10 protein-coding genes are annotated in these 8,884 nt (G+C 44.5%); 5 read left to right on the top strand and 5 right to left on the bottom strand.

The features are described from left to right. Positions 1 to 180: 180 nt before the first annotated feature. A complete protein-coding gene (locus tag IQ242_RS09970) occupies positions 181 to 456 on the bottom strand; it encodes a type II toxin-antitoxin system mRNA interferase toxin, RelE/StbE family (protein WP_004163283.1) in 276 nt (91 codons plus the stop codon). Continuing rightward, on the bottom strand, positions 450 to 734 hold the full coding sequence (locus tag IQ242_RS09965; RefSeq protein ID WP_190719906.1) for a hypothetical protein: 285 nt from the start codon (positions 732 to 734) through the stop codon (positions 450 to 452). The genes IQ242_RS09970 and IQ242_RS09965 overlap by 7 nt, the downstream gene beginning before the upstream one ends. Before the next feature lie 166 nt (positions 735 to 900). Here IQ242_RS09965 and IQ242_RS09960 point away from each other — a divergent pair, with 166 nt between their 5' ends. Both IQ242_RS09960 and IQ242_RS09955 read left to right on the top strand, forming a co-directional pair. Continuing rightward, on the top strand, positions 901 to 1,200 hold the full coding sequence (locus IQ242_RS09960; RefSeq protein WP_002763657.1) for a type II toxin-antitoxin system Phd/YefM family antitoxin: 300 nt from the start codon (positions 901 to 903) through the stop codon (positions 1,198 to 1,200). Continuing rightward, complete coding sequence (locus tag IQ242_RS09955; protein ID WP_002763656.1) at positions 1,184 to 1,456, top strand: Txe/YoeB family addiction module toxin; 273 nt, start codon at positions 1,184 to 1,186, stop codon at positions 1,454 to 1,456. The genes IQ242_RS09960 and IQ242_RS09955 overlap by 17 nt, the downstream gene beginning before the upstream one ends. Positions 1,457 to 1,525: 69 nt before the next feature. Here IQ242_RS09955 and IQ242_RS09950 read toward each other — a convergent pair whose 3' ends face one another. Further along, the gene (locus IQ242_RS09950; protein WP_193959854.1) at positions 1,526 to 2,245 is read right to left on the bottom strand and encodes a PEP-CTERM sorting domain-containing protein; all 720 of its coding nucleotides are present in this window, start codon (positions 2,243 to 2,245) and stop codon (positions 1,526 to 1,528) included. A gap of 418 nt (positions 2,246 to 2,663) precedes the next feature. Here IQ242_RS09950 and IQ242_RS09945 point away from each other — a divergent pair, with 418 nt between their 5' ends. Together IQ242_RS09945 and IQ242_RS09940 are read left to right on the top strand one after the other, a co-directional pair. Then, the gene (locus IQ242_RS09945; protein ID WP_193959853.1) at positions 2,664 to 4,835 is read left to right on the top strand and encodes a glutamine synthetase III; all 2,172 of its coding nucleotides are present in this window, start codon (positions 2,664 to 2,666) and stop codon (positions 4,833 to 4,835) included. A gap of 105 nt (positions 4,836 to 4,940) precedes the next feature. Further along, on the top strand, positions 4,941 to 6,410 hold the full coding sequence (locus IQ242_RS09940; RefSeq protein ID WP_193959852.1) for a carotenoid oxygenase family protein: 1,470 nt from the start codon (positions 4,941 to 4,943) through the stop codon (positions 6,408 to 6,410). Positions 6,411 to 6,454: 44 nt separating this feature from the next. On the opposite strand, the gene IQ242_RS09935 is transcribed toward IQ242_RS09940, so the two are convergent. Together IQ242_RS09935 and IQ242_RS09930 are read right to left on the bottom strand one after the other, a co-directional pair. After that, the gene (locus IQ242_RS09935; protein WP_193959851.1) at positions 6,455 to 7,330 is read right to left on the bottom strand and encodes a Tab2/Atab2 family RNA-binding protein; all 876 of its coding nucleotides are present in this window, start codon (positions 7,328 to 7,330) and stop codon (positions 6,455 to 6,457) included. A 220-nt stretch (positions 7,331 to 7,550) separates the two neighbouring features. Then, a complete protein-coding gene (locus tag IQ242_RS09930; protein ID WP_193959850.1) occupies positions 7,551 to 8,570 on the bottom strand; it encodes a glycosyltransferase in 1,020 nt (339 codons plus the stop codon). A 2-nt stretch (positions 8,571 to 8,572) separates the two neighbouring features. On the opposite strand from IQ242_RS09930, the gene IQ242_RS09925 reads away from it, so the two are divergent. Then, positions 8,573 to 8,755 carry a hypothetical protein gene (locus IQ242_RS09925; protein WP_193959849.1) on the top strand — a complete coding sequence of 61 codons (183 nt, stop codon included), beginning with the start codon at positions 8,573 to 8,575 and terminating at the stop codon, positions 8,753 to 8,755. The last annotated feature ends 129 nt before the right edge of the window (positions 8,756 to 8,884 follow it).

Below are 8,884 nucleotides of genomic sequence, written 5' to 3'. Positions count from 1 at the left end.
GATAAAAATAGCAATCATAAAAAGCAAATCCCCAACATTTATCAAGCAATTATTTTTATTAGTAAATATTCTACACGACTCAGTCCAGATAAGCAAGATGGCTTACCACTACTACCGAATCACTACCCAGAAAACGGGTTTCTTTGAGAAACCCGTTTTCTAAGGGAATGGTTAAGAAGACTATTTAAACAGATCCGAATGAGTCCCAGTCCGAACGAGTGTTAAGCTTTCCTCATCTCGCTCAATCTTGTAGAGTAACAACCAATCTGGCTCGATATGGCACTCACGATAACCGGACCAATCTCCAACGAGATTATGATCTCGGTATCGCTCTGGTAGTATTTGTTCTTGCACCAGGAGTTCCACTACAGTTTTTAACTTTTCCAAGTCTTTACCCCGTTTTTTCATCTGCCTCAAATCGCGTCGAAAGCGGGTGCTTTCCTGTGGGATTAACATTCCCCTGTATCCTTGTTCCAATCCTCGAACATCTGCCCGACGCTACTATAACGCTTAAGACGCTCAGGATGTTTTTCTACTTCTTCAATGGCGGCGAGCGTTTCTGTATTAGGAATTTGAACATCAAAGGGAAAACCTTGATGAAAATCGACATCAGATAAGGCTGGATGCTGGATTTTTTGTAGGAGAAGCTGTTGTTCTTCGTCAGTTAAGGAAAGGATAATTTGAGCAAGGGAATCAATTAGTTTAGTATTGATTGCAGCAGCAGCTTGACTCATGATTAAACAAATGATTGGGAGTTAATTAATTATTTTAATCTAGTCTAGCGCGAGTTAGCAATCCCTAGCGATCGCCTCTTATTCCAGAAAACGGGTTTCTTTAAAAAACCCGTTTTCTCAGTTGATGAAATAAGCTAAAATCGAATCAACTCGTTGCCCTCGCCTTATGTTTTCTATCCAAACTACCTACACTCAAGCTCAAGAAAATTTAGCGAGCCTTCTGGATCGATTGGAAAGCGAGAATAGTATGGCGATTATTACTCGCCCTGGTCATAAAGATATGGCACTATTAAGCGCAGAGGAATTAACTGGCTTATTAGAAACCGTTTATCTTTTGCGATCGCCTGCGAATGCTCGAAAGTTATTGGCAGCACTGGAACGTTCAATGGAGAGGGACGTTCAAACAATACCGGGACAGACAGTTACAGAACTTTGTCAGGAGTTAGGAATTGAACGCCAAGAGTAGGGCAATTGTCTTTGACAGTCAATTTCGAGAAGATTTAAGATGGTGGTACAAAACAGATAAAAAAATCGCCTTTCGCCTACTCGATCTCGTAGAATCTGTCACCGCCGATCCCTTTACTGGAATAGGCAAACCAGAACCCATAAAGTATCTTGAAGCTAATACTTGGTCACGCCGAATTACCACAGAACACCGTCTAGTCTATCGAGTCAAAGATGACCGCATTGAGTTTTTAGCAGCACGATATCACTATACTTAAACAGCTTATGTATTCCAGAAAACGGGTTTCTCAAAGAAACCCGTTTTCTTCTCAAAGAAACCCGTTTTCTCAGTTCCAATGGTGCTTAAATGCCGCTGCTGTTCCCAGTAAGCCTAGGGCCAGCAAACCTAAGACAGAATTTGATTCGGGAACAGGAACAGTCTGGGCAAAGCGAACTTCAGAGAGACCAATAGGCCCTGGTGCTGTCCAACCAACGAACCAATTGTTTGCTACATCAATTCTAGCATATTGGGCTTGAATTAAAGGAAAGGAAAAGATTGTCGCTGGTATGTTAGTTGCCGTACCTTCAGGTAGTGTTAGGGTTCCTGATACATAAACTGGACTGCTAAAGTCGGAGTTATTGGAGAGAATTAGTGTGAAATCCTTGATTCCGCGATCAGTAGCTGTGGTATTAAAAGAGTTGTAATTCCACAAAGCCAAGGTATCTAAGAACACAGAACTGCCAAAATCAAAATCAAGATTGACATCAGCAGGAGTCGTCCCGCTTTCTAAACGTACTCCCCAGAAATTAGCTCCATTGCTACCTCCGACGTGCTGTTGCTGCAAAGCGTTTCCAGGTCCAGTCAACCCATTGCCGTTGGCAGTGTTGACTAAGGCTCCAACGGTGGGAGTAGCAGAGCCTGCATTAAGCGTTAAGGTTGGAGTCGGATTGTAGATGATCGGCAGCGCTTGGACGGGGAGGATAGTCAGTCCAGCGATCGCGCTAACTGTGCCAGCGAAGACAACACCAGCCAGAGAGAGAGATTTGAAGTTAGTTGTAAAATTCATGGGCAATTTTGGGCAAATTCCACCAGCATTTTACTCCCCCCCCCCGATTTTGTCAAATATCGCTTTTTTATCGATTGCATAGATGTATAGAGTTTTATCTCCAGAAAACGGGTTTCTCAAAGAAACCCGTTTTCTCAGTGCGATCGCTTGTGGAAGATCGGGTTTGGGATATTTGTAATCTTTGATACAAATCTCTCGATCATCTGTTCTTAAGATGAAGGCTGGTGTTGCTCATTGATCGGAAAAGAGGCCGGCGCAAGCAGATAAAAACCGCAGAGAAGCTTGTGCCGTGGGATCAAAATTATTAAGCGGAGAATAGCCTCTGACCGGAATTCAACATCAAAATCAGTAGGAAACTTGTCATCGCCTAAGTAAAGTAACCCTTCATCCACGACACAACAAAATAGGAAAAATACTTATGAGTTATGGAACGCGTGTTCAAGCTATCTCTCAAGTAACAGACCGTAAACCCCTACCGAGCAAAATTCCTCAACGTTTAGAGGCCCTCTGGGCAACCGATGTCTTTACCCTGAGCAAAATGCAGGCTAGTCTTCCCAAAGACGTATTCAAATCGGTCAAAAACACGATTTTAACCGGGGGAAAATTAGACGTTTCCATCGCTGGTGCGGTAGCGGCAGCCATGAAGGATTGGGCCACGTCCAAAGGGGCGCTGTACTATGCCCACGTCTTCTATCCGATGACCAACGCCACCGCCGAAAAACACGATGGTTTTATCTCCGTGCAGAGCGACGGTTCGGTGATCACGGAATTTACGGGCAAAGTCTTAGTACAGGGAGAACCGGATGGGTCCTCCTTTCCTAACGGCGGACTTCGCTCCACCTTTGAAGCGCGGGGTTACACCGCTTGGGATGTCACCAGTCCGGCCTACGTCATGGAGACGGATAATGGTGTAACCCTCTGTATCCCCACGGTTTTCATCTCTTGGACAGGAGAGGCCCTCGACAAAAAAACGCCGCTTTTACGTTCGATTTCATCGATGAGTAAAGCCGCCACCAGGGTGCTTAAGCTCTTAGGACATACGGAAGTCGCCCCCGTTAACTCCAGCTGCGGCGCTGAACAGGAATATTTCCTAGTCGATGCTCATTTTGCCCATAGTCGCCCCGATTTACTGCTCACCGGTCGCACCCTATTTGGTAAACCCGCCGCTAAGGGTCAACAGTTCGACGATCATTATTTTGGCGCGATTCCCGAACGGGTTCAGGTGTTTATGCAGGAAGTAGAGGAAAGAATGTATCGCCTCGGCATTCCGGCCAAAACCCGCCATAATGAAGTCGCTCCCGGACAGTTCGAGATTGCCCCCTTTTTCGAGGCGGCTAACGTGGCCAGTGACCATCAGCAGTTAATTATGACTTTGCTGAAAAGTACGGCTAAAAAACACGGTTTTGTTTGCCTACTGCACGAAAAACCCTTTGCGGGAATTAATGGTTCGGGAAAACACGTTAACTGGTCCGTCGGCAACGCCACCCAGGGCAATCTGTTAGATCCGGGCGATACTCCCCACGCTAATATGCAGTTTTTGTTATTCTGTGGGGCGGTTATTCGTGGCGTTCACAAGTACGGGGCGCTTTTACGCGCAGTGGTGGCTACTGCCAGCAATGATCACCGTTTGGGGGCAAATGAAGCTCCTCCCGCCATTATTTCCGTATATTTGGGCAGCCAGTTAGAAAAGGTATTTGACCAAATTAGCCAAGGACAAATTGAGGGTTCTGATGCCCCGGGGTTGATGGATCTCGGTGTCGATACCCTGCCGGTATTCCCCAAGGATCCTGGCGATCGCAATCGTACCTCTCCTTTTGCTTTTACGGGCAATCGCTTTGAATTCCGCGCCGTGGGTTCTAATCAGTCAGTTTCTGGTCCGCTGGTGGCGATGAACACGATTTTAGCCGATTCCCTGACTTGGGTGGCGGATAACTTAGAAAGCCGGATGAAAGCAGGGGAAGACCTCAACACTGCTGCCCAGGGTGTTCTCAAGGAGATCATGGACAAACACAGAAATGTGATCTTCGGAGGTAACGGATATTCCCCGGAATGGCACAAAATGGCGGTAGAAGAGCGCGGTTTGGCTAATCTCCGCACCACTGCCGATGCTTTACCCGTGCTGAGGGCCGATTATATCGAAGAACTGTTTACCCGCATGGGTGTGCTTACCCCCGTTGAACTGGAAAGTCGTTTCGATGTCTATGCAGAACAGTATTTACTGGCCATCGAGGTGGAGGCGAAACTGGTGGTAAGTATGGCTAAAACGATTATTTATCCCGCTGCCGTTCGCTACTTGTCGGAATTGTCTTTGGCGATCTCTAATGCGGCGGCGATCGGCATCGAGATAGATAAGGAAAGCGCCCAAACCGTCTCGAATCTAATTAAATTACTGATGGATGGCGTTAGCAAACTGAGTGCGGCCATGGCTAAACACGATTTTGACTCGATCGAGGAACATATGCAGTATTCCGCTCAAACGATCCGTCCCTTGATGGATAAGGTGCGCGAATATGCTGACACACTGGAAGGGGAAGTGGCGGACAATTTCTGGCCTCTACCTACCTATCAAGAAATGTTGTTTGTTAAATAACAAGACGACAAGGAGGGGGTAAATAAATGATTAGCCACCCCCTTCTTTTTATCTCTGGTAGTTTTAAGTTATGTTAAGAAAAGTAAATATAAACTTAAAAGTACCATGGTATTAACTCCGACAATTGGCGAAAAATCCTATAATCGTCAGGATTGGCAAAAAGGCTATCAATCCCAACCTAACGAGTACGATTACGAGGTAGAAGACATCGAGGGGCAAATTCCCGCCGATTTACAGGGTACAGTCTTTAAAAACGGCCCCGGTTTACTCGATATCGCTGGCACTGCGATCGCTCATCCCTTCGATGGGGATGGTATGATCAGCGCGATTAGCTTCAATCAGGGGCGCGTACATTATCGTAATCGTTTTGTGAAAACTGAGGGTTATCTCCAGGAAAAGGAAGCGGGAAAACCCCTTTATCGCGGTGTTTTCGGCACGAAAAAACCGGGGGGAATTTTCGGCAATGCTTTTGATTTGCGTCTGAAAAATATTGCTAATACTAATGTTATCTACTGGGGTGATAAATTACTGGCACTTTGGGAAGCGGCCGAACCCCATCGCCTCGATGCTAAAACCCTTGATACTATTGGTTTAGACTATCTCGATGGTATCTTGGAAAAAGGCGATGCTTTTGCCGCTCATCCTCGCATCGATCCCGCTTGTATCTTCGATAATCATCAACCTTGTTTGGTAAATTTTGCCATCAAAACGGGTTTGTCGAGTTCCATTACTCTCTACGAAATTAGTCCCACGGGTAAGTTATTACGTCGTCATACCCACAGCATACCGGGCTTTTGTTTTATCCACGATTTTGTTATTACTCCCCACTACGCTATCTTTTTCCAAAACCCGGTTAGTTATAATCCTTTTCCTTTTCTTTTTGGGTTAAAAGGTGCGGGAGAATGCCTCATCAATCAACCGGACAAGTTAACTAAGATTATTATTATCCCCCGGGATCCTAACAAAGGAGAAGTGAAAGTTTTAGAAACTCCATCAGGTTTTGTCTTCCATCATAGCAATGCTTTTGAACAAGGGGAGAAAATCTCGATCGATTCTATTTGTTATCAATCCTTACCACAACTGGATTCAAATAGCAATTTTCAATCGGTAGATTTTGATAGTTTAGCTCCCGGACATCTGTGGCGATTTACACTAAATTTATCAGAAAATACCGTTACAAGAGAATGTATTCTAGAGCATTGTTGTGAGTTTCCCAGCATTAATCCTGCAAAAGTTGGTCGAGATTACCGTTATTTATACATCGCTGCCACTCATCATGCCACCGGTAATGCTCCTTTGCAAGCAATCTTAAAACTGGACTTATTAACGGGAGAAAAACAATTACATTCTTTTGCTCCCCGGGGATTCGCAGGTGAGCCAATTTTTGTGCCTAAACCCGATGGAATTGCTGAAGATGATGGTTGGTTATTGGTAGTTACTTACGATGCGGCCAATCATCGATCGAATATGGTAATCTTAGATGCTAAAGATATCACTAATTCCCTAGGGGTTATCCATCTTAAACATCATATTCCCTACGGGTTACACGGTAGTTGGGCCAGACAATGTTTTTAAGTTAATTGTCTAGGGGTGGATTGAAAACCCACCTTTACTAAACTTTACTCTTGAGAGCCTTCTTGTAATAGCCAAAAACCAGCGAAGGATTCTGATTCAGGGTTAGATTGAACGGCTAAAAAATGCAGATTATTGGCTTTTTGTTTAGCTTCTTCAAAGTTTTTGGCTTCCTTTAAAGTCTCGGTATTAGTGACGTTGACGAGAATCCAGCTATCACTAGCACCCGTTTCTAAACGTAGCACGGGACGGGAACCAGTTTCTAACTTTAAATAGGCCATTTCTAACCCTGACATCCAACCAGCTAGGGGTAAAGCGCGGGGGGAAAAAATAACTAAACCGGGGATTTTTAGATTCTCATCTAATCCCATCCCTAGTATAGGCAAATTTTCTCCGAAGCTAATATCCCAATCTTCTATATCATGAAAAGAAGACAATTCTAGCGTAACAAAAGCCCATTTATCTGCCTTATCTCCCCGGACAGCATCGGGAAGGGGAACAGCATTTAAAGGAGGATAATTCACGGAAGCGGTTTTAGTTAAATTTTGATCATAACCAACTTCTTGGGGATAGAAATTAACCATTCTTTCTTCTATCCATCTCGTTAAAGCATGAGTGCGACGACTAGGGGAAGCGGGAACACCGATATCCTCGCAAGCTTTGCTAATCATGTTATTCATCTGACGACGGAAAAAACGAATTTTTTTGGGAGTTACTCCCGCTGCCTTGATAGCTGCAGTAATTGCCTCTCCTAACCATTGGGAATTAACCATCGTATTAGGACAATAACTGGCATATTTAAATATTGTATCGGAGGGGCGATCGATTGTTGCCGGAGTTTCACAGATTAATAATTCCCATCTTTTTTTATTATTTTCATCCACCACCGGCCGCGAATAAAAATCAAGTTCCCAAATAGTCATATTTTTTTCAGTTATCAGTTATCAGTTATCAGTCATCAGAACGTAGGTTGGGTTGAAGCATGAAACCCAACACCCGCTCATGTTACGCTACCGCTAACCCATTCTACAAATAATTGTGCCTCCCTATTTAAGTGTGCAGTATGTATTAAGTGGGCAGTATTAAATAGCAGCTTCCTACTGTCTTTTTACTGTTCACTGATTACTGATTACTGTTTACTGTTCACTGCTCACTGAAAAATCCCCTATCCCCGACAACAGTACGAACGCGGTAGATAGGACGTTTTTGGGATTCGTGGTAAGTCCGCATCAAAATTTCTGCCAAAAGACCAAAACAGAGTAATTGTACCCCAGTTAAAAAGAATAACACGGCCAGGATTAACAAAGGTCGATCGCCGATTTCTTGTCCGAAACCGAGTTTGAGAATAGTCAGATAAGTGCCTAGAATAATCCCCACTACCATCGATAACAGTCCGTAGAGTCCAAAAATGTGCATCGGACGGGTGAGGAACTTTTTCATAAAAAAGACAGTAAATAAGTCCATAATCACGCGAATTGTGCGACCTAAACCATATTTACTCTGTCCGAACCTTCTAGGGTGGTGATTAACGGGAATTTCGGTTATTTTTGCCCCTTCAATAAAAGCTAATGCGGGTAAAAAGCGATGTAATTCCCCGTAAAGATTCATATCGGCGACTAATTCGGCTCGATAGGCTTTCAAAGAACAACCGTAGTCGTGTAATTTGACCCCTGTTACCTTGCCAATCAGCCAATTAGCTATTTTTGAGGGTAAAAGCCGTTTTACCTTGTCATCTTGGCGATTTTTGCGCCAGCCACTCACGAGGTCATAACCTTCCTCCAATTTGGCCAATAATAGGGGTATATCATTGGGATCGTTCTGTAAATCGCCGTCGAGGGTAATGATGACCTGTCCCGTGGCATAATTAAATCCGGCAGCCATGGCGGGGGTTTGTCCGTAGTTGCGTCGCAATATTACCGCCTTGAGATCATCGCGATTTTTGGCTAAATTAGTTAAAACCTCGGTAGAACCGTCCTTAGAACCGTCGTCAACACAGATAATCTCGTAGTTAATTTGATAAGAACGCAAAATCGTGGCGATACTCTCCACGAGATGGGGGATACTGTCCACTTCGTTATATATGGGAACCACTACCGATAAAGTCTGGATAGCAGCCTGCGGGTTTGGTTCATTGACACTGATGGACGGTGTAATCGGGGACATAGTTGACTGACGCGGGGACGTTTTGGGGCGATTGTATCACAATTCAGTTATCAGTTATCAGTTATCAGTTATCAGATGTGAGTTGTCAGTTCACTGATTACTGTTTACTGTTCACTGTCCACTGTTCCCTGAAAATACCCCCCACTATCAGTTATCAGTTATCAGTTATCAGTTATCAGATGTGAGTTGTCAGTTCACTGATTACTGTTTACTGTTCACTGTCCACTGTTCCCTGAAAATACCCCCCACTTCCCACTTCCCACACCCTACACCCTACACCCTACACCCTACACCCTACACCCCACCTGTCTCTT

The sequence above is a fragment of the Microcystis sp. LEGE 08355 genome (assembly GCF_015207185.1).
In the GTDB taxonomy this organism is placed as follows: Bacteria; Cyanobacteriota; Cyanobacteriia; order Cyanobacteriales; family Microcystaceae; genus Microcystis; species Microcystis panniformis.
Note: the sequence above shows the minus strand (reverse complement) of the source record. Positions and strands in the feature narration are given on the sequence as shown.

Coding starts and splice junctions, on each gene's coding strand:
- IQ242_RS09970 (WP_004163283.1), bottom strand. CDS start 456: ATGTTAATCCCACAGGAAAGCACCCGCTTTCGACGCGATTTGAGGCAG.
- IQ242_RS09965 (WP_190719906.1), bottom strand. CDS start 734: ATGAGTCAAGCTGCTGCTGCAATCAATACTAAACTAATTGATTCCCTT.
- IQ242_RS09960 (WP_002763657.1), top strand. CDS start 901: ATGTTTTCTATCCAAACTACCTACACTCAAGCTCAAGAAAATTTAGCG.
- IQ242_RS09950 (WP_193959854.1), bottom strand. CDS start 2,245: ATGAATTTTACAACTAACTTCAAATCTCTCTCTCTGGCTGGTGTTGTC.
- IQ242_RS09945 (WP_193959853.1), top strand. CDS start 2,664: ATGAGTTATGGAACGCGTGTTCAAGCTATCTCTCAAGTAACAGACCGT.
- IQ242_RS09940 (WP_193959852.1), top strand. CDS start 4,941: ATGGTATTAACTCCGACAATTGGCGAAAAATCCTATAATCGTCAGGAT.
- IQ242_RS09935 (WP_193959851.1), bottom strand. CDS start 7,330: ATGACTATTTGGGAACTTGATTTTTATTCGCGGCCGGTGGTGGATGAA.
- IQ242_RS09930 (WP_193959850.1), bottom strand. CDS start 8,570: ATGTCCCCGATTACACCGTCCATCAGTGTCAATGAACCAAACCCGCAG.